This window comes from Paracoccus shanxieyensis (assembly GCF_009711265.1).
Lineage (GTDB): Bacteria > Pseudomonadota > Alphaproteobacteria > Rhodobacterales > Rhodobacteraceae > Paracoccus > Paracoccus shanxieyensis.
Map to the genome: position 1 here is coordinate 120,334 of NZ_WMII01000011.1, position 19,941 is coordinate 140,274.

The following is a 19,941-nucleotide window of genomic DNA, read 5'->3' on the forward strand; positions in this document are numbered from 1 at the left end:
CGCCGGACTAGACGCCCGGCGGCCGCCGAAGGTCAAGCGTCATGGGAAATTCTCGTGAAATTCGTTCGGGTTGTGGCTGAAAATCATGGCCCGGACTGTGACCGAAGGGCTGGAAGCGCGCAAGGCGGCGGGCCTCGGCCTCATTGCAGTTCACGGGGAAGGTGTCGTAATTGCGCCCGCCGGGATGGGCGACGTGATAGGTGCAGCCGCCCATGGCGCGGCCCGACCACATGTCCCAGATGTCGAAGGTCAGCGGGGCATCGACGGGCAAGGCCGGGTGGATGGCCGAGGCGGGCTGCCACGCCTTGAAGCGCAGACCCGCGACCGATTGCCCGCCGCCCACCGCCTGCAGGGGCAGGGTGCGGCCATTGCACAGCACGCGATAGCGTTCGGGATCGGCGGCAGACAGCTTGACCTGCAACCGTTCGGTCGAGCTGTCGGTATAGCGCACCGTGCCGCCGATCGCGCCGGTTTCGCCCAGCACATGCCATGGCTCAAGCGCCTGTCGCAGTTCCAGATGCGCGCCCGGCACCTGCAATTCGCCGCAGAAGGGGAAGCGGAATTCATGGCTGGCGGTGAACCATTCCTCGCGCAGCGGGAAGCCATGCGCGGCCAGATCGGCCAGCACGTCCTGAAAATCCGCCCAAAGATGATGCGGCAGCATGAAGCGGTCATGCAGCGCCGTGCCCCAGCGGGTCAGATCGCCCGTGGCCGGGCTGTTCCAGAAGCGGGCGATCAGCGCGCGGATCAGCAATTGCTGGGCAAGGCTCATCCTTGCATCCGGCGGCATCTCGAAGCCGCGGAATTCGACCAGACCCAGCCGCCCGGTCGGGCCGTCGGGGGAATACAGCTTGTCGATGCAGATTTCCGCGCGATGCGTGTTGCCCGTCACATCGGTCAGCATATTGCGCAGCAGCCGGTCCACCAGCCATGGCGGCGGGCGGTCACCCTTGCCGGGGGCGGGGATCTGCGACAGCGCGATCTCCATTTCGTAAAGCGCGTCATGGCGCGCCTCGTCGATGCGGGGTGCCTGACTGGTCGGACCGATGAACAGCCCCGAGAACATGTAGCTGAGCGAGGGATGCCGGTTCCAGTGCAGGATCAGGCTGGCCAGCAGATCCGGGCGGCGCAGAAAGGGGCTGTCCATGGTCGTGCCGCCGCCCACGACGACGTGGTTGCCGCCGCCGGTGCCGGTATGCTTGCCGTCGATCATGAACTTGTCCGCACCAAGGCGCGACTGGCGGGCATCCTCATAGACGCCCTGCGTGATCGCCACGCAATCGGCCCAGCTTTGCGCGGGGTGGATGTTCACCTCGATCACGCCCGGATCGGGGGCGACGCGGATGACGTTCAGGCGCGGATCATGCGGCGGGGCATAGCCTTCGATATGGATCTTCAGCCCAAGGCGCAGCGCGGCGGATTCGGCGGCGCGCAGCAGGTCCAGATAATCCTCGAGCCGCGTCACCGGCGGCATGAAGACGCACAGCCGCCCGTCGCGCGGCTCGACCGCCAGCGCGGTGCGCACGAAGCCGTCGACTTCGGTGCTGGCGTCCTGACCGTGCTGGGTCTGTTGCGGCGCGGCGGCGGTGAAGCTGGCCACGGGTTGCGATTTGCGGATCGTATCCAGCGGCTGGGGCTTTTCCAAAGGCGCGCGCGGGATGGTGGTGTCCATCTCGTTGACATAGGGATATTGCGCCGGGCTGAGCCATGGCAGGCTGCCCAAGGGCAGGCGATAGCCAAGCGCGCTGTCGCCCGGCGTCAGATAGATCTTGCCGCGCCGCAGCCGCCATGCCTCGGACTGCCAGCCGCGTCCGGCATCGCGGGCCTGCCACGGCTGCACGGGCAGCACGAAGCCCACGGGCTGTGTCAGGCCGCGATTGAAGACGGTGGCAAGGCGGTGGCGTTCTTCGGGGTCTTTCAGGCGGCTGTTTTCCGGCGTCACATTGTCGGGCAACTGCGCCTCGCGCAGCAGCCATTCGGCGGGGTCTTCATAGGCGGGCAGGATGTTGTCCGCAGGCAGGTCCAGTTCCGCCGCAATCTCGCGCAAGAGATCCTGCGATTGCTGCGGCGAGGCGTCATGGTCCTGACCTTCGGTCGCGATCACATCGGGGTTTTGCCAGACCGGCTGGCCGTCGCGGCGCCAGAACAGCGAAAAGGTCCAGCGCGGCAGCGTCTCGCCCGGATACCATTTGCCCTGTCCGTAATGCAGGAACCCGCCCGGCGCGAAGCGGTCGCGCAGGCGGCGGATCAGCGTATCGGCAAGCTGGCGTTTGACCGGACCGACGGCGGCGGTGTTCCATTCGTCGCTTTCGAAATCGTCGATCGACACGAAGGTCGGCTCGCCGCCCATGGTCAGACGCACATCGCCTGCGGCCAGCGCCTGATCGACCTTTTCGCCAAGCGCGTTCAATTCATCCCATGCCGCATCGCTGAAGGGTTTGGTGATGCGCGGATGTTCGGCCACGCGCCGCACCTGCATGTCGAAATCGAATTCGGTGTTGGCCTGCCCGATATAGCCGCCGCTGATCGGCGCGGCATTGCGGTAATGCGGGGTCGCGGCCAGCGGGATATGGCTTTCGCCGGTCAACAGGCCCGAGGTCGGATCCAGCCCGATCCAGCCCGCGCCGGGAATATAGACCTCGGCCCAGGCATGCAGGTCGGTGAAATCCTGATCCGTGCCCGACGGGCCGTCCAGCGCCTTCAGGTCCGGCTTCAGCTGGATCAGATAGCCCGAGACGAAGCGTGCGGCAAAGCCCAGATGCCGCAGCGCCTGCACCAGCAGCCAACTGCTGTCGCGGCACGACCCCGAGCCGATGCCCAATGTTTCCTCGGGCGTCTGCACGCCGGGTTCCAGCCGGATGGTATAGCCGACCAGCCCGGCGATGCGGGCGTTCAGCGCCACGATGAAATCCGTGGTGCGCTGCCGGTCGCGCGGGATGGTTTCCAGAAGCGCCTGCAGATGCGGCCCCGCGGGTTCGGGCTGGCGATAGATCACCAGTTCCTCGACCAGATCCAGCGGATATTCAAAGGGCCAGAATTCCGCGCTTTCCTCGGTGAAGAAATCGAACGGGTTGTAGACGGTCATGTCGGCGACCAGATCCACCTCGATCTTCAGTTCGCGCACGGGTTCGGGAAAGACGAACCGCGCCAGCCAGTTGCCGAAGGGATCCAGCTGGTGGTTCACGAAATGCCCGGCCGGGCTGACCTTCAGGCTGTGCGAGATGACATTGGTGCGCGAATAGGGCGCAGGCCGCAGACGGATGACCTGAGGCCCAAGAAGCACCGGCTTGTCATAGCGATAATGGGTCAGGTGATAGATACTGGCCTTGATCGACATGACATTTCCCCTCGTTGACCTGATGCCCTTGCTAGCAGCGTGGCCCCGGCTTTGGGAACACGCGAAGCGGCGATGGGCGGCGCCGGATGCGAATGCGGCGTGCCCCGACGCAAACTGCTGAAAAACGCGGCAGTTCCCGCGCGTCAGTCCGATCTTGCCGGAAGGGCGGCGCGCTTGACCTCATCCTCGGAAATCTCGCGCTGCCATTCGCGCCAGATCGACACCAGCAGCGCCATCAGCACCGGGCCGACGAACAGCCCGACGATGCCCATGGTCTTCACGCCGCCGACCAGCCCGAAGAAGGTGGGCAGGAATGGCAGCTTGACCGGGCCGCCGACCAGCAGCGGGCGGATGGTCTTGTCGACGATGAACAGCTCGATCGAGCCCCAAAGAAACAGCGCCAGCCCCGCAAAGGGCGAGCCGCTGGCCGCCAGATAGACCGAGACCAGCGTGAAGGACAAAGGCGCGCCGCCGGGGATCAGCGCCATGAACCCGGTCAGCACGCCGAATGTGACGGGCGAGGGCACGCCTGCCAGCCAATAGGCGATGCCCAGAATGAAGCCCTCGCCGATGGCGATCAGCGTCATGCCGGTCACGGTGGAACTGATCGTCGCGGGCACGACGCGCGACAGCCGGTCCCAGCGGTCGGGCAGGATGCCCGCGCCCACGCGGTCAAGCTGCGCCACGATCCGGTCGCCGTCGCGATACATGACGAACAGCGTGATCAGCATGAACAGCAGCGTCAGGAACAGGTGGAAGGCCAGCGATCCGGCGGTCAGCGCCCCGCGATAGATCGTGCCGATATTCGATCCCGACACCGCCTGCACGATTTCGCTGATGCCGCCCGGATGGCCGATATACTGGCGCCAGTTCTGATCCAGCCAGCCGCCGATCTGCGGCAGTTCGATCATCCATGCGGGCGTCGGCGCACCTGCCGCGTTGACCAGAATGGCCCAGTTGATCCAGCCTTTCAGCTCGCCGAAGGCATAGACCAGTGCCATGCCCAGCGGCACGACAATAAAGCAGACCAGCACCAGGATCATGAACGAGGCCGCAGCCAGCCGTCCCCAGCCCAGCTGGCTGACGAAGCGTTGCCGGATCGGCCAGCTTGCCAGCGCAATCACCGTCGCCGCCAGCACCGGCACCAGAAAGCCGTGGAAGAAATAGACCGAGGCCGCCACGATTGCCAAAAGCAGCCAGCGCGCCGCCGAGATATTGGTCAGAAGCGGCGGGCGATGCTGACGCGTGCCCGTCAGGCGGAAGCCGCCCCCCTTCGGGGCGTCGGTCTTGCTGGGGGTGGCGTCGGTCGTCGTCATGGTCGTCGTCCAGAATGTCTTTCCCAAAGACATAGCAGAACGGCGCGGGCTGCAAGCCTTGGAATGGGATTTCCTGATGCGGCAAGGGCGTGACATCGGCATGACGCCCGCCTAAGCTGGCCTGACCGAGGGGAGTCCCGCAAGGGGCTGAGAGACCGCATAGCGCGCGGTGACCCTTTGAACCTGATCCGGATCATGCCGGCGAAGGGACGGGACGCCCAGACCTGCCTGACGCCGGTTGTCATGTCGAAAGGAACGACGGATGACCGACCACCTGCCCAAGACCCGCTTTACCGACGACCTGCGCGCCGCCAGCGAACCCGACTGGAGCGCCGCAGCAGATCACCGTTTCGTGCGCGCGCTGTTCGACGGATCGGTGCCCGATGCCGTGATGGGCGCCTATCTGGTGCAGGATCACCGCTTCGTGGATGCGTTCCTGACCCTGCTGGGCGCCGCCATCGCCTCGGCCGACAGGTTCGATTCGCGGCTGCGCTTCGGGCGGTTCGCCGGGATGGTCTCGGGCGAGGAGAACGATTATTTCCTGCGCGCCTTCGACGCGCTGGGGATCAGCGAAGGACAGCGCGCGGCCATTCCCGACAGCGCGCCCACCGCAGGCTTTCAAGCCATCATGCGCGAGGCGGCGGCGACGCGCAGCTATCCCGTCGTGCTGTCGGTCCTGTGTGTGGCGGAATGGCTGTATCTGGACTGGGCGGCCCGCGCGCCGCAGCCATTGCCCGCGAATTTCATTCACGCGGAATGGATCACGCTGCACGACAACCCGTTCTTTCGCGATTTCGTGGCCTTCCTGCGTGCCGAACTGGACCGGGTGGGCCCGGACGCGTCGGAACAGGCGCGGGATTTCTTTGTCCGCGCCGTCGCGCTTGAGCGGGCGTTTTTCGACGCGGCCTATACCGGCTGAGCCAGCCGCGCCGTCCCAAGCGCCAGCCCGTCCACGACGGCGGTGAACGCATCCGAGCGTTTCAGCGCCGCCTGCGGGCAAAGCTCGGTCGCGGCGCTGGAGACCAGTCCCATCAGGCTGGAGCCCCCGACCAGAACCACGCTGCCGATCTGGTCGGGCGCGACATTTGCCAGGGCCAGCGTGTCGCGCGCGGCGTCCAGCAATTCGGCGCGATAGGCCAGCAGGGCGGCCTCCAGCGTCTGCGGCGTCACCTCGCGCGTCAGGCCGGGCTGGATGAAACCCATGGCGATCTGCCCGCCGTCGCCGCCATTGGCCGCAATCTTGCCGCGTTCGACGGCGAAGGCCAGTTCATGGCCCAACTCCTCGTCCAGAACGGTGACAAGGCGCTGCATGGCTGCGGGCTCGGTCGCCAGTTTCGCCATGTCCTGCGCCATGCGGCGGGTTTCGGGGATATACAGAAACGGAATGCGCGCCCATGTCGCCAGATCCGAATAGATGGCATTCGGCACCGGCAGCACGCCCGCGCCCATCTGACGCTTCAGCGTGCCGCCATGGCCCAGGGCGGGCATGGCATGGGTCATCGACACGGCATGGTCGAAATCCGTGCCCCCCAGCCGGATGCCGTGATTGGCCAGGATCTGCACCCCCTGATCGCCGCTGCGGAACACCGAGAAATCCGAGGTGCCGCCGCCGATATCGACGATCAGCCCCAGCCCGGCCTCGGCCAGCGCATGCGAGGCCAGCGCCGCAGCCTCGGGCTCGGGCAGGAAATCGACCTCGTGGAAGCCTGCGGCCAGATAGCAGCCGCGCAGATCGGCTTCGGCCTGCGCATCGCGCTCGGGATTGCGGGTGTGGAAATGCACCGGACGGCCCGACAGCACGCGGGAGAAGCGGCGTCCCGTGGCGGCTTCGGCGCGCGATTTCAGCACGGTCAGAAACGCCGCGATGATGTCGGCCACGCTGCGGCGCTGGCCGCCGATCAGGCGCTGTTCATGCAAAAGCGGCGTGCCCAGCACGCTTTTCAGCGCGCGCATATAGCGGCCTTCCTCGGCGTCGATCAGCGCCTCGGCCGCGTCCAGACCGATCTTCATCGCCCCCTTGCGGGCCGGAAAGAACACGGCGGTCGGCAGGGTTTCGGCCCCGGCCTCGATGGGGATGCGGCGGATACGACCCGCCTCCAGCATGGCGGCGGCGGTGTTCGACGTGCCGAAATCGACGGCGATGATATCGTCCTGCATGGCGGATCCCGGGCGTTGGCGGAAAGCCCGGCCAGATATCGAAAAACCCCCGCTGCGGCAAGACATGCGGCCAAAAAGTAATGCCGTTGCGCAAATCCCGCCGCTTCTCGCAATTTTTTGAACGTCGGCCATTCAATTCCTTTGCGAAATGCGTTAGCGCGAGCCGTTCCCGGCATCGCAAAAGAATGTCAGGGGCATCTGCGGATTTCTCAAAGCAAGAAAAACAATGACTGATCAGAACCTCAATGCGTCCTATGCGGCGCAAGGCAGGGCGCGGCCGAACTCTCCGGCGCGCGTTCTGCTGGCAAGCCTGATCGGCACGACGATCGAGTTCTTTGACTTCTATGTCTATGCGACTGCCGCCGTGCTGGTCTTCCCGACCTTGTTCTTTCCCGGTGAGGACGCGACCACGGCGCTGCTGGCATCGTTTGCGACCTTCTCGATCGCGTTCTTTGCGCGCCCGCTGGGGGCCATCGTCTTTGGCCATTATGGCGACCGCATCGGGCGCAAGGCCACGCTGGTCGCGGCCCTGCTGACCATGGGCGTGTCCACCGTCATCATCGGCCTGCTGCCGACCTATGCCCAGATCGGCGTGGCAGCGCCCGCGCTGCTGGCGCTGTGCCGGTTCGGTCAGGGCTTCGGCCTTGGCGGCGAATGGGGCGGCGCGGTGCTGCTGGCCACCGAAAACGCCCCCGAGGGCAAGCGCAGCTGGTACGGGATGTTCCCGCAGCTTGGCGCGCCGGTCGGGCTGTTCCTGTCTTCGGGCTTTTTCTGGGTGCTGCTGCACTTCATGTCGCAGGAAGACCTGCTGGCATGGGGCTGGCGCCTGCCGTTCCTGGCCTCGATCCTGCTGATCGTGCTGGGCCTGTGGGTGCGGCTGTCGATCACCGAGACGCCGGAATTCGCCGCGGCGATCAAGAAAAAGGAACGCGTCGCCGTTCCCGTGGTCGAACTGTTCCGCAATCACAAGCGCAGCCTGTTTCTGGGCACCTTCGTCGCGCTGGTGACCTTCGTGCTGTTCTATATCTGCTCGGCCTGGCTGTTGTCCTATAACGTCAAGGTGCTGCAGATCCCGTTCATCGACGCGCTGAAGATCCAGATCTTTGGCTCGGTCATCTTCGGGATCGCCATTCCGATTGCGGCCAAGATCGCCGACCGCACCGGGCGTCGTCCGTTCCTGATCGTGGTGACGGTGATGATCGGCGCGTTCTCGTTCCTGCTGGCGCCCTTGATGAGCGCGACCGATGGTGAGGGCAGCATCTATCTGTTCGTCACCATCGGCATGTTCCTGATGGGCCTGACCTATGGCGTGATCGGCGCGGCGCTGGCCGCCCCGTTCCCGACGCGGGTGCGCTATACCGGGGCGTCGATCACCTTCAACTTCGCGGGCATCTTCGGGGCGTCGCTTGCGCCCTATGCCGCGACCTGGCTGCAACAGAATCACGGGCTGGGCTATGTCGGCTACTACATGCTGGCGGCTTCGGTGGTGACGCTGCTTTGCGTTTTGGCCTCGCGCAGCGAAGAGGTCTGATGACAAACGCGAAGGCGGGATCTCTTCCGCCTTCGTTTTCATGTGCTGCGGTTCAGCCTTGCGCCGCGGTCGGATCCGGCAGCCATTCGGCGCTGTCGTTCCAGAGATCGGTTTCCACGATCAACCCACGACATAGCGGTTTTTGTCAAACGGCCTGCCATCCGGCCATGCGCCGGAAAAGTGGCCGATGCCATAGACCAGCGTTTCAGCGTTCAAGCCGGTCGGCCCGTCGGGGCGGTGAGGTCGGGGTGTTGAAACCGCCCTGCGTTCGCGCTGATGCTTGCGATGCCGGCCCGTTGCCCGCAGATCCCCGCGCCGCGTTGATCAGCCCAGCCGTGCCCGTTCCAGCACCTGCGCCAGCACCGATGCCGCCAACATGCGCGGATCGCGCGCCGATGTCACCAATCCGAAGGGCGAAGCAAGCCGGTCGATCTGCGCCTGCGCCACCCCCAGCCGGGCCAGCTCGGCGCAGCGGCTGCGATGCGCGCGCAGGCTGCCCTGCGCGCCGATATAAAGCGCATCCGATGCCAGTGCATGGGCCAGCAGCGGCGGTTCCCAATCGTGATCGTGAAAGAACAGCGTGACGGCGCTGCGCGCGTCGATCTGCACCTCCTTGGGCCAGCGCGGACCGGGTAGGGGGCCGCCGGGCAGGCCCGCGCGGGTTTCCTCCTCGGGGGAATGGATCTGGGTGGCATAGCCTGCCGCAGCGGCAAGCGCGGCAAAGCAGCGCGCCTCGGGGCCTTTGCCAAAGACCAGAACGCGCAATTCCGGCTGGATCTCCAGCGTCAGGGCCGCGTCCAGCATCAAAGTCGCCGGACGACGCCGGGCAAGCGCATCCGCCGCCGTTGCGATTGCGGCGCGGTCGGGACGCGGCAGCACCAGCACATCCAGCCCGCCGCCGCAGGGCAGGGCCAGATCCATGAAGGGCGACCCCGCGCCATAGCGCAGCCGGCGCGTCTGGCCGTCTGCCAGGGCGGCTTGGGCGTGCAGCACGACATCGCGCTCGATACAGCCCGAGGACAGGCTGCCGGTGCAGCGCCCCTGCGCGTCGATGGCCATGGCCGCGCCCAGCGGGCGATAGGACGGGCCATCGACCCCGGTGATGATCGCCAGCGCGCTGTCACCCGCCAAGGCCGCCGCCAGCGGCACGTCGCTTTCGCAGATCGTGGTGCGCGGCAGCTTGCGGCCGGGCTGGATCAGATCGGGGTCGTGGCGGGTCATGATTGTCCTTGGTTGACCTTAGCTGGTGGGGCAGGCCGCGCCGGTGTCGATCCATGCGCGGGTCAACTGGCCGAACAGGTGCTGGCTGCCGGGGGCGGGGGTGCGGCCTTCGCCGGGATCCCAGCCCCAGCCGACCAGCCCGTCATGGGCATTGTGTTCGTAAAGCTCGTCCAGCGTCTTGCCGCCGTTCTGCTGCGGATCCTTGATCTGGGCGCAGATCTGGGCCAGCGACTTGCCGACCCAGCCCATGCTGACCGGCGCCAGCGACCACGGCTCATGCCCCGGAATGCTGCCCTGACCCGAGGTCAGCGCCATGTTTTCCGTGCCGTGACAGGTCGAGCAATTCATCCCCGGTGCGCCGAAATCGGCATCGCCCCGCACCACGGGCGGTGAATGCGGGTGCATGTCATCGCCCTGCGTCGGCCCGCCCGTGACCGGGTGGCAGTTCAGGCAGCGCGGATGTGTCAGAACTTTGCCCATCTCGTCAAACAAGGCGACCGAGCGTTCGGTTTCATCGGTGATACCGGCAAATGCGTCAGGACCAGACAGATCCTGCGCCAGCGCAGTCCCCACCAGAGCAGGCCCCGCCAGAAACGCGGCTGCGGCAATCGCTGTCAGATGCTTCATGACAGCGCTCCGCCAAAGGGCAGCTGATATTGACGCGCCCCGCTGAGCGCGCGCCACGCATTGGCCATGGCGGGCGCCAGCGGCGGCACGCCCGGTTCGCCCACCCCGGTCGGATCTGCCTCCGAGGCGATGATCGCCACCTCGACCACGGGCATTTCGTGGATGCGCAGCATGGGATAGTCGTGGAAATTCGACTGCTCGACCTCGCCGCCCGGTGCGAAGGTGATGTGATTGTGCAGCGCGGTTCCCAGCGCATAGCCGATGCCGCCCTCCATCTGGGCGCGGATTACGTTGGGATTGACGGCGATGCCGCAATCGACGGCGCACCAGACCCGGGTGACATGCGGCACGCCGCCCCGGTCCTCGACCTCGACCACCTCGGCGACATAGGTGCCGAAACTTTTGGTATAGGCGATGCCGTAACCCTTGCCGTCGCGGACGGGTCCACTCCAGCCCGAGATTTCGGCGACCTTCAGGATCACGCCGCGTTCGCGCGCGGCATCGGCGGGCAGCAGGTCAAGCCGTCCCTGCAGGGGATCCTTGCCCGCCGCCTCAAGCACCTCGTCCAGAAAGGTTTCCACCGCATAGGCCGTATGGGTATGCCCGACCGAGCGCCACCACAGCACGCTGACCGGGCTTTCCATCCGCGCCCAGCCGATGCGCCGCGCGCCGAACTGATAGGGCAGGTTGGTCGAGCCTTCAAAGGAGGTGTTGTCCGGCCCGCCCTGCAGCATCGCCGCCATCGGCGTCCCCATCAGGATCGACTGGTTGGCGACGGTGTTTTCCCAGCCGATGATCTTGCCATCCGCGTCCAGCCCGGCGCGGAAGGTATGCACGGTCATCGGGCGATAATAGCCACCCTTCACGTCGTCTTCGCGCGTCCAGACCAGTTTGAATGCGCCATCGCGGCCCGCAGCCCTGGCGATCTCTCCGGCTTCGGCGGCCAGATGCGCCGAGCCCTGTGCCCGCCGTCCGAACGACCCGCCCGCCATCAGCACATTGATCGAGACATCTTCCGGCGCGATGCCAAGCGCCTTGGCGACGGTCGGGCGGTCGAAGGTGGGAAACTGGCTGCCGAACCACATCTCGGCCTTGCCGCCCTTGACCTCGATCACCGCATCCAGCGGCTCCATCGGGGCATGGGCCAGATAGGGAAAGCGGTATTCGGCCTGAAGCACACGCGCCGCGCCCGCCATGTCCGGCATGTCGCCCTGTTCCTCGACGGTGGTGCCGCCCTCATGCGCGGCTTTGGCATAGGCGTCAAACATCTGTGCGCTGCTGCGCGTCTCGGCGGCGCTGTCGTCCCATGTCACGTTCAGCGCGTCGCGGCCCTTCAGCGCGGCATAGGTGTTCGTGGCATAGACGGCAACGCCCGAGGGGATCTGCCGCACCATCTGCACGCCCTTGACCGCCAGCGCGGCGCTGTCATCGAAGCTGGCGACCGTGGCGCCGAATTTCGGCGGATGCGCCACCACGACCGTCAGCATCCCGTCGCGATAGATGTCCATGGTGAACTGTGCCGTGCCATTGGCCTTGGCCACGCTGTCGAGCTTCGGCCGGTCCGTGCCGATCAGCACGAAATCCGCCGCCGCCTTGACCGGTGGATCCTGCGGCACGGGCTGGCTGGCAGCCGCCGCCGACAGCGCCCCGAAGCCCGAGCTTTTGCCGGAAACCGCATGGGCGACGATGCCGGATTTCACCGTGATCTCATCGGCAGGCACGCCCCATTCGGCGGCGGCCGCCGCAACCAGCATGGCGCGGGCCGCCGCGCCCGCCTTGCGCATCTGCATGAAGCTGTTGGCCATGGCGGTCGAGCCGCCGGTGCCCTGCGCGCCAAAGGCCAGATTGGCGTAAAGCTGGTCATTGGCGGGCGCGCCTTCGGCCCGCATCTGCGCCCAGTCGGCATCCAGTTCCTCGGCCACCAGCGTGGCAAGGCCGGTATAGGGGCCCTGACCCATCTCAAGGTGCTTGATCATCACCGTCACCAGATCGTCGGTGCCGATGCGGATGAAGGCGTTGGGGGCAAAGGGGCCTGCGACGCTCATCTGCGCGCGCGCCCGGTCCAGGGGCAGGGTCAGCGCCAGCACCAGCCCCGCGCCGCCCGCCAGAAAACCGCGCCGGGTTGTCTGTATGGTCATGGCCTAGCCCTCCAGCGTCTTGGCGGCATCGTGGATCGCCTGCCGGATGCGCATATAGGTCGCGCAGCGGCAGACATTCCCGGCCATGGCATTGTTGATGTCGTCGTCCGAGGGGTTCGGCACCTGCTGCAACAGCGCCGTGGCCGACATGATCTGCCCGGACTGGCACCAGCCGCATTGCGGCACGTCGATGGCGGTCCATGCCGACTGGACGGCGGCGATCTCGGGGCCCTGCATGCCTTCGATCGTGGTGATCTCGCTGCCCTCGACCATGGCGATGGGGGTGACGCAGGACCGCCGGGGCATGCCGTTCATCATGACGGTGCAGGCGCCGCATTGCGCGATGCCGCAGCCGAACTTGGTGCCGGTCAGCCGAAGCTCATCGCGCAGAACCCAAAGCAGCGGTGTGTCGGGGTCGATGTCGAGATCATAATCCCGACCGTTTACCGTGAAAGCGGTCATACCTGGCCTCACAAAGCTGGGTGACTTTTGTGATGATGGGCACGGGCAGGGCGGCATTCAAGGGAAAATCTTCCGCTGAACTCTGCCTTGGCGCGTGAAGTTGCAGCGTTATTCCCTGTCGTGCAGAACGCTTTTCCGTTTTTGGGTGTCTTATCAGCGGGGCACCGACCCCGCCCGCAAATTCGCATAGGCGGATCCTTGCCCAGCCCCGCCACCAGCGCCCCGCGCCATGAAGCAGGCTCAGGATCAACGGCTTGCGGGCAGATCCGGGGCGCATCCGCCTTGTCTTGCAGATCCCGGCTGCCGGGCCGACGCCAATGGGAATTGCCGCAAGCCGCCGCGCTGCGCTAGCCTGCAGGCGGATATCCGTTGCACGAGGTGCCAGCCCGATGCCGACCTATTACCTTTCCGCGAACCGGGACAGCCAGCAGATCGACCCGTTCCTGTTGCAACTGCGCAGCGGCAACATTCTGGGCCTGTGGTCTGACCTGCATCCCGATCCGGGCTTTGATGGCACCTATGGTGTCTATGGCCGGGCTTGGAGCGGCGATCTGTCGGGCACCACGCTGACCGACAGCCGCATCAACACCATCACCTCCGGAATACAAAGCGACCCGCGCGCGACGGCCTTTGCGAATGGCGGTTGGGCGGTGACGTTTGAAAGCAACGGCCCCTCGTCGATCAATGGTCAGGACGACGCGTATTACGACACCTATATCCGCTTTTATAACGCCGATGGCACGCCGATGGGACCGGCACGCCAGATCACCCCGAACACCACCGAAGATCATTATCTGGCCGATATGGTCACGCTGTCGAACGGTCAGTCGCTGACCCTTGTGGCGCGCTATGAATTCGGCGGCATCTACGACATCCTTGCCTATCGCCACACCGCCACCGGCCAGCAGGTCGGCGCGCCCGTGCGGCTGGTCGATAATGCCGAGGTCTATGTCAACAGCATCACCGGGGCGGGCTATATCGACCCTTCGGTGGCAGCCGCGGGCAATGGCACCTATGCGATTGCCTGGCATCAGGAATCGCGGCTGGCCGACAATCAGGTGGGCTATTCGGTCTTTACCCAGCTTTTCCGCAATGACGGCACGGCCATCGGGCCGCAGCGGGTGGTGGCGCCCGTCACGGCGCATCCGCAGGAATCCTTCGGGCTGGACCAGACGAACGGCCAGATCGAGGCGCGCTCGGTCGGGGGCTTTGCGCTGGGATGGAACCGCGACCAGCCCGACAGTCTGGACGGCGACGTGTATTTCCGGCTGCTGGACCGTTTCGCGGCAGGGCAGACGCAGGCGGTCATGGTGAACACGGACCGCAGGGCGGGGGATCAGGTCTTGCAGGATGTGGTCGATCTGGGCGGCGGGCGCACGCTGGTCACCTATTTCAACCAGATCCCCGATGCCATCGACGATATCTTTGACGGCGGGCAATTGCTGGGCCGGGTGTTCAACGGCGCCGGGCAGGCCATCACCGCATCTTTCATGATCAGCGAAGGCGCGCCCTATGAAGACATGACGGGCGGCAACACGATCATCAATATCTATGGGCAGGTGGTCTCCAGCTTCTCGACCCAGCTGAACTATGCCGATGATGACGATGTCCTGGTGGTGCTGCGCGATCTGGTGCTGCCGGTGCAGCGGCTGGGCGCGGGCAACACCGCCGTCATGGGCAGTTTCGTGGCCGACCGCATCGAGGGGCAGGCGGGACAGGACACGATCCGGGGCGATCGCGGCAATGACCGGCTGAACGGCGGCGACGGCCATGACCTGCTGTATGGCGGCACGGGGCGCGACACGCTGGAAGGCGGGACCGGCAATGACCGGCTGTTCGGTGAAATCGGCAATGACATCCTGATGGGCAATGCGGGCGCGGATACGCTGGCCGGAGGTCTGGGCGCGGATGTGTTCATCTTCAGCCGGGTCACCGGCGCGGATCTGGTCACCGATTTCCAGAACGGCGTTGACCGGCTGCAACTGGTCGATTTCAACGGGGCGCAGGTCGGCGGGCTGATCGCGGGCGCGCGCATGATCGATGGCGACGCGGTGCTGACGCTTGGCCCCAATGCCGTGATCCGTCTGATCGACGTGACGCGCGCGCAGCTCGACATGTCGGATTTCATTTTCTAGCGCCGCTTAGGCGCGTGACATGCGGAAATGGTGCGGTGTGGCCCCGTAACGCTTCTTGAAGGCCTTCAGGAAGGTGTCGGTCGAATTGAAGCCGCAGGCAATCGTCACCTCCAGCGTGGTCATCGCCGATTCCGCCAGCAGCGCGCGGGCCTGACTTAGCCGCAGATCGGCGATATAGGCCTTGGGCGAGCGGTCCAGATATTGCTTGAACAGCCGTTCGAGCTGGCGGCGCGAGACATTGGCGCGGTCGGCGCAGTCGTCCAGATCGACGGGATTGGGCAGATGCGTGTCGATATAGGCCAGAGCGCGCGCGACGACGGCATTGCCGGTGGCGCCGGCATCGGGATTGCCGCGCGCGCCTGCCGCGTTCTGGCGGTCGTCGATCAGGCACATGCGGCGGACGGTCGGGATCAGATCCTTGCCATATTCGTCCTCGATGATCTTCAGCGCCAGCTCGATGGCCGCGACCCCGCCCGCGCAGGTCAGGATACGGCTGTCCAGACAGACGCGTTCGGCCACGGGCGTCAGATGCGGATATTTCTCGGCGAAGGACACATCATGTTCCCAATGCATCGCGAATTTGCGCCCGTTCAGGATGCCCGCCTTGGCCAGCACATAGGCCCCGGTGCACAGGCTGCCGACGGTGCGGCCCAGCCGCCATTGCTTGCGCACCCAGTTCGCGATCTGGTCATTGGGATTGCTGGTCGGCTGCGTGCCGCCGACGATAAAGACATAGCCATTCGCCACCGTCTCGGGCAGCGGGCCATCGGGTGTCATGCGCAGCCCGCCCGAACATTCGACCGGCTGGCCGTCGCCCGTATAGATGTGCCACGAAAACAGCGGTCGCCCCGAAAGCTGGTTGGCGATGCGCAGGGGCTCGAACGCCGAGGTGAAGGCCAGCATGGTGAAATTCGGCGCCAGCACGAAGCTGACCTGAACCGGATCGCGCTGCGCGGCGGCCAGCGGGCGAAAGGCGATGCCTTTGGATACATATCTTTCGGCAGCCATGGTCGAAACCCCGTCACGTCCCAGTTCAGCCCGCCTTTTAGCCGATCGTTCGGTGCTGGCCTAGCGGCGGCTTGCACGCCATGATGCGGCCCCATGCCACAGGGATGCACGCGTGCGGATATTGCTGATCGAGGACGACGAGGATCTGGGGGCCGCCGTGCAGGACCGCACCGGCGCGGACGGCCATGTCGCCGACTGGATGACCCGGCTTGAGGATGCGCGGATCTGTCTGCAGACGGTGGCCTATGACCTCGTGCTGCTGGACATGATGCTTCCCGATGGCAAGGGCATCGACTTTCTGCGGCAGCTGCGCCGGTCGGGATCGGGCGTGCCGGTCATCATCCTGACCGCGATGGACCGCATCTCGGAACGGATTGCGGGTCTTGATGCGGGGGCGGATGATTATCTGGTCAAGCCCTTCGATCTGTCCGAACTGGCGGCCCGGATCGGCGCGGTCGGGCGGCGCTATCAGGGCAATCCGAACCCCACGCTGGCGCTGGGCGATCTGGTCGTCGATCTGCCGCGCCGCCAGTTGCGCGGGCCGCGGGGCGAACTGACGCTGAGCGCCAAGGAATGGGTGGTGCTGGAAACGCTGCTGGCCGGGCGCGGGCGTCTGATCAGCCGCGCCATGATCGAGGACCGGCTTTATTCCTTTGACGGCGCCGCAGAAAGCAACACGGTCGAGGTCTATGTCAGCCGGTTGCGCCGCAAGCTGGGGCGCGATCTGATCCAGACCCAGCGCGGCCTTGGTTATCGCGTCGTGCTGTGACAATTGGCCCGGCGCACCGTTGCTTTCGTCGCAGCGTTGACCGGGGCGTTGACCGGGGCACTGCCGCATGGCTGATAATGGGCACGGGCTGCGCCATGATGCGGCCGGACCATTCGCAGGAGAACCAGAATGCGCCGCTCAAGCCTGCTTCGTGATCTGGTCGCGGGCTTCGGGGCGGGCATCGTGCTGGTCTGGCTGGCGGCCCTGCTGATCGGCTGGATCGCCCTGCGCGAGGAGTTGGACGAGATCTATGACGCCACGCTGTCGCGCGTGGCCGACCATGTGCTGACCAGCACCGGCCAGCCCGGCCCCGCCGATGCGCGTGGGGCGCTTTGGGTCGAACTGACCGGGCCAGAGGGCGAGGTGCGGTTCCGCTCGGGCGGTCCGGACGGCGCGCTGCTGCCGCCCACCCTGCAAAGCGGTTTCAGCGAAAGCGGCGCATTCCGCGTGCTGACCCTGCAAAACCCCGATGGCAGCGTGCTGCGCGTCGCCGATCCCCTGTCCGAGCGGCGCGAGGCCGCGCGCGAGACGCTGGTGTCGATGCTGCTGCCCTCGGTCCTGCTGCTGCCGCTGGCCTTTGTGCTGATGCGCGGTTTCGTGCGGCGCAGGCTGGCGCCCATCCGCGCGCTGTCCTTGGATGTCGGCGGGCGCGGTGCCAGCGATCTGCACCCCTTGGCTGCACGCGACATGCCCGATGAGCTTGCGCCCCTGCGCGCCGCGATCGACATCCTGATGGCCCGGCTGGCCGAGGCATTTGAGGCCGAGCGCAGCTTTTCCGCCAATGCCGCGCATGAATTGCGCACGCCCATCGCCGCAGCCTATGCCCAGACGCAATTGCTGATCGACGAAGCCGAAAGCCCGGGGGTCCGCAGCCGTGCCCAGACGATCGCGCGCGCCATGCAGCGCCTGACGCGGCTGTCGGCGCGGCTCTTGGATCTGGCACGGGCCGAGGCGTTGCAGCCCGACGATCCCGGCCCGCAGGATCTGGCCGCCGTGCTGCGGCTGGTGGCCACGGATTGCCAGCCGGGCCATGTTTACGACATTCCCGACCGTCCCGTGCTGGTGCGCATGGATGTCGATGTCTTTGCGCCCATGGCCCGCAACCTGATCGAAAACGCCGAGCTGCACGGTCGCGCGCCGATCCGGGTGCGCCTGACCGAGCAGGTGTTCGAGGTGGGCAATCGCGGCCCCGTCGTCCCCCCGGACCGGCTGGCGCATCTGACGCGCCGCTTTGAGCGTGCGGGCAGCCGCGAGGTCGGTTCGGGTCTGGGGCTGGCCATCGTCGAGACGCTGGCCAAACATGCCGGGGCCCGGCTGGAACTGCTGTCACCGCAGCCGGGCCATGCCGACGGCTTTCTGGCCCGCGTGCATTTCGCGCAGGCCCCGCGTCAGGACGCATAGCCGAACAGGCCCTCCAGCGCCTCCCAGCTTTGGTCCATGGGCCAGGCGAAGGTATAGGGGATCGAGACATGGCCATAGCGGATCGAGATCTGCGCCTCGGCCCGCGCCTCGTCATGGCCGCGCAGCGCGACATACAAGGCCGAGGCCAGACCCGTGCGGTCCGCGCCCGATTTGCAATGGATCAGCACGGGCTTTGGCGCATCGCGCAGCAGCGCCATCAGCGTTTCGGCATCGGCCTGCGACAGTTGCCGGCCCGCGGACATGGAAAAGTCGAAATGCCGCAGCCCCAGCTTTTGCGATGTCGCGATTTCCGCATCATACCACGGCGTTCCCGGGTGGCTGCCACGCAGGTTGATGACGCTGCGGATGCCCTTGTCTTGCGACCAGCGGGCAAGATCCGCCGCCGAAGGCTGGGCCGAGCGATAGGCCTCGCCGTCCAGAACGGCATGGAAATTCCCGCCGATCTGCAAGCCCAGCACATGGATGCACAGCAGCAGCAGCGCCAGCCCGGCTGCGACAAGACCACGACGCAATATCTTCATGGCAATCTGCCCCCGTATCGTTTCGGGCCAGATGCGGCATGAAGCTGAAGCCAAGCTGAACGGCGGCCGGATCGCGGGGCGGTGGTAAAGTTAACCGTTTGTTCGCTTGGGGCTGGTGCTGTCGCGGAAATATCATATTATTGCAAAAAGCACCGGGATTGGCGGTGCGACTTGCTGATTTTGAAGCGGGCCATCCCGTCGGGGCGGCCAGGTTTTTTCAGGTGCGGGGCAGTCTGTCCGGTTTCCGGCCGCTAAGGGAAACAAGACCATGAGGATTTCGATCACATTCGATCAGACCAGCGATCTTAGCCCGGCCATGCGTCGCGGCATCGAGACCACGGTTCTGACACCTGCCGAGGCGGAAAGCGCCGAATGGCGCTCGAACCACCTGACCTATCGCACGGCACGGCCCGAGGATGAGGTGGTGTCGGATTGGGAAATCCACGGCTTTCCGCGCGACAGCTTTGCCGAAATCACCATCACACCCTGGGTCGAACGCCGCCGCAGACGCGGATAGGGGCAGTCAGGGCAGGACAGCCTGATCCCCGGCCCTTGCGGCCCAGATGCGGATCTCGACCAGCGCATCGCGGCGCGAGGCGGCAAGCTGCACCACCGACAGGCCCGGCGCGGGGCCAAGCCCGATCCAGTCATTCCACAGCGGCACGAAGTCCGGCCAGAACGCCATATCCGCCAGCCAGACATGCGCCATCATCAGCTGGCTGCGACCGCTGCCCATCTGCGCCAGCAGGTCGTCGAAGACAGCAAGGATCGCCCGCGTCTGACCGGCGAAATCTTCGGATTTGTCGGGGGCGGGCAGGCAGACCGAGACCATGCTGCCGGCAGCCGATCCCAGAAAGATCTTCGGCCCCCAACTGTCCATCCGCCCGGTTTTCTGGATGCTCATGCGGCGTCACCCGTGCGATAGGCGACGGCGACGATCTCCAGAAGCAGATCGGGGCGATACAATTCGCCCGAAACGCAGGTCCGGGCGGGCGGATTGTCGGCATCGACCCATGCGTTCCAGACGGCATTCAGCCCGGCAAAATAGCGCATGTCCTTCAGCCAGATCGTCACGGTGAACAGATCGGACTGCCGCAGTCCGGCATCGGTCATCAGCTCTTGCAGGCGGGCGATCGCGTCGCGGGCCTGTTCCTTGATGTCGCCGTCCAGATTGCGCGGCTGGATGCCGGTGAAATGCGTCCAGTCCCCCGCGGTGCAGACAAGCGAGCGGCGGGCGCCGTCGATGGAATCGGGATGGCTGTGGGCAATCATCGAACCTGTCCTTTGCTGTCAGAAA

Annotated in this window: 17 protein-coding genes and 1 riboswitch; of the genes, 6 read left to right on the forward strand and 11 right to left on the reverse strand. The window is 65.9% G+C overall.

From position 1 onward, the window contains the following. Positions 1-7: 7 nt before the first annotated feature. Both GL284_RS12960 and GL284_RS12965 read right to left on the reverse strand, forming a co-directional pair. Positions 8-3,337, reverse strand: coding sequence for a transglutaminase family protein (locus GL284_RS12960; RefSeq protein ID WP_155045053.1), 3,330 nt, complete (start codon positions 3,335-3,337; stop codon positions 8-10). Between the two features lie 143 nt (positions 3,338-3,480). After that, positions 3,481-4,653 carry an AI-2E family transporter gene (locus tag GL284_RS12965; protein ID WP_155045054.1) on the reverse strand — a complete coding sequence of 391 codons (1,173 nt, stop codon included), beginning with the start codon at positions 4,651-4,653 and terminating at the stop codon, positions 3,481-3,483. Between the two features lie 118 nt (positions 4,654-4,771). Next, positions 4,772-4,880, forward strand: a riboswitch (TPP riboswitch). Positions 4,881-4,915: 35 nt separating this feature from the next. Between GL284_RS12965 and GL284_RS12970 the strand changes: the two genes are divergently transcribed. Then, positions 4,916-5,572 (forward strand): TenA family protein, encoded by a 657-nt coding sequence (locus GL284_RS12970; RefSeq protein WP_155045055.1) that lies wholly within the window; start codon positions 4,916-4,918, stop codon positions 5,570-5,572. Here GL284_RS12970 and GL284_RS12975 read toward each other — a convergent pair. After that, positions 5,560-6,810 (reverse strand): Hsp70 family protein, encoded by a 1,251-nt coding sequence (locus GL284_RS12975; protein WP_155045056.1) that lies wholly within the window; start codon positions 6,808-6,810, stop codon positions 5,560-5,562. The two genes, GL284_RS12970 and GL284_RS12975, sit on opposite strands and share 13 nt — an antisense overlap. A 226-nt stretch (positions 6,811-7,036) precedes the next feature. Here GL284_RS12975 and GL284_RS12980 point away from each other — a divergent pair, with 226 nt between their 5' ends. Beyond that, entirely contained in the window at positions 7,037-8,341 is a 1,305-nt protein-coding gene (locus GL284_RS12980) for an MFS transporter (RefSeq protein ID WP_155045057.1), read from the forward strand. Positions 8,342-8,665: 324 nt separating this feature from the next. Here GL284_RS12980 and GL284_RS12985 read toward each other — a convergent pair whose 3' ends face one another. From GL284_RS12985 to GL284_RS13000, 4 genes are read right to left on the reverse strand one after another with little or no spacing between them, the layout of a single operon-like run. Beyond that, positions 8,666-9,562, reverse strand: a complete 897-nt coding sequence (locus tag GL284_RS12985) for an XdhC family protein (protein WP_155045058.1) — start codon at positions 9,560-9,562, stop codon at positions 8,666-8,668. 18 nt (positions 9,563-9,580) lie between these two features. Continuing rightward, positions 9,581-10,189, reverse strand: a complete 609-nt coding sequence (locus GL284_RS12990; RefSeq protein WP_230383059.1) for an Isoquinoline 1-oxidoreductase subunit — start codon at positions 10,187-10,189, stop codon at positions 9,581-9,583. Next, complete coding sequence (locus tag GL284_RS12995) at positions 10,186-12,327, reverse strand: xanthine dehydrogenase family protein molybdopterin-binding subunit (RefSeq protein WP_155045059.1); 2,142 nt, start codon at positions 12,325-12,327, stop codon at positions 10,186-10,188. Before GL284_RS12995 ends, GL284_RS12990 begins: the two co-directional genes overlap by 4 nt. A 3-nt stretch (positions 12,328-12,330) precedes the next feature. Continuing rightward, on the reverse strand, positions 12,331-12,789 hold the full coding sequence (locus tag GL284_RS13000) for a (2Fe-2S)-binding protein (protein WP_155045060.1): 459 nt from the start codon (positions 12,787-12,789) through the stop codon (positions 12,331-12,333). A gap of 389 nt (positions 12,790-13,178) precedes the next feature. Here GL284_RS13000 and GL284_RS13005 point away from each other — a divergent pair, with 389 nt between their 5' ends. Continuing rightward, complete coding sequence (locus tag GL284_RS13005; RefSeq protein ID WP_230383060.1) at positions 13,179-14,924, forward strand: calcium-binding protein; 1,746 nt, start codon at positions 13,179-13,181, stop codon at positions 14,922-14,924. A gap of 6 nt (positions 14,925-14,930) precedes the next feature. Here GL284_RS13005 and GL284_RS13010 read toward each other — a convergent pair whose 3' ends face one another. After that, positions 14,931-15,932, reverse strand: coding sequence for a GlxA family transcriptional regulator (locus tag GL284_RS13010; protein WP_155045061.1), 1,002 nt, complete (start codon positions 15,930-15,932; stop codon positions 14,931-14,933). Between the two features lie 112 nt (positions 15,933-16,044). On the opposite strand from GL284_RS13010, the gene GL284_RS13015 reads away from it, so the two are divergent. Then, a complete protein-coding gene (locus tag GL284_RS13015) occupies positions 16,045-16,701 on the forward strand; it encodes a response regulator (protein ID WP_341870371.1) in 657 nt (218 codons plus the stop codon). A gap of 129 nt (positions 16,702-16,830) precedes the next feature. Then, a complete protein-coding gene (locus GL284_RS13020) occupies positions 16,831-18,102 on the forward strand; it encodes a histidine kinase dimerization/phospho-acceptor domain-containing protein (RefSeq protein ID WP_155045062.1) in 1,272 nt (423 codons plus the stop codon). On the opposite strand, the gene GL284_RS13025 is transcribed toward GL284_RS13020, so the two are convergent. After that, positions 18,090-18,644 (reverse strand): dual specificity protein phosphatase family protein, encoded by a 555-nt coding sequence (locus GL284_RS13025; RefSeq protein WP_155045063.1) that lies wholly within the window; start codon positions 18,642-18,644, stop codon positions 18,090-18,092. The genes GL284_RS13020 and GL284_RS13025 overlap by 13 nt on opposite strands. 268 nt (positions 18,645-18,912) lie before the next feature. Here GL284_RS13025 and GL284_RS13030 point away from each other — a divergent pair, with 268 nt between their 5' ends. Beyond that, the gene (locus GL284_RS13030; protein WP_155045064.1) at positions 18,913-19,161 is read left to right on the forward strand and encodes a hypothetical protein; all 249 of its coding nucleotides are present in this window, start codon (positions 18,913-18,915) and stop codon (positions 19,159-19,161) included. A gap of 6 nt (positions 19,162-19,167) precedes the next feature. On the opposite strand, the gene GL284_RS13035 is transcribed toward GL284_RS13030, so the two are convergent. Continuing rightward, positions 19,168-19,548, reverse strand: coding sequence for a Rid family hydrolase (locus tag GL284_RS13035; protein WP_155045065.1), 381 nt, complete (start codon positions 19,546-19,548; stop codon positions 19,168-19,170). Further along, entirely contained in the window at positions 19,545-19,916 is a 372-nt protein-coding gene (locus GL284_RS13040; RefSeq protein ID WP_155045066.1) for a RidA family protein, read from the reverse strand. Before GL284_RS13040 ends, GL284_RS13035 begins: the two co-directional genes overlap by 4 nt. Between the last annotated feature and the right edge of the window lie 25 nt (positions 19,917-19,941).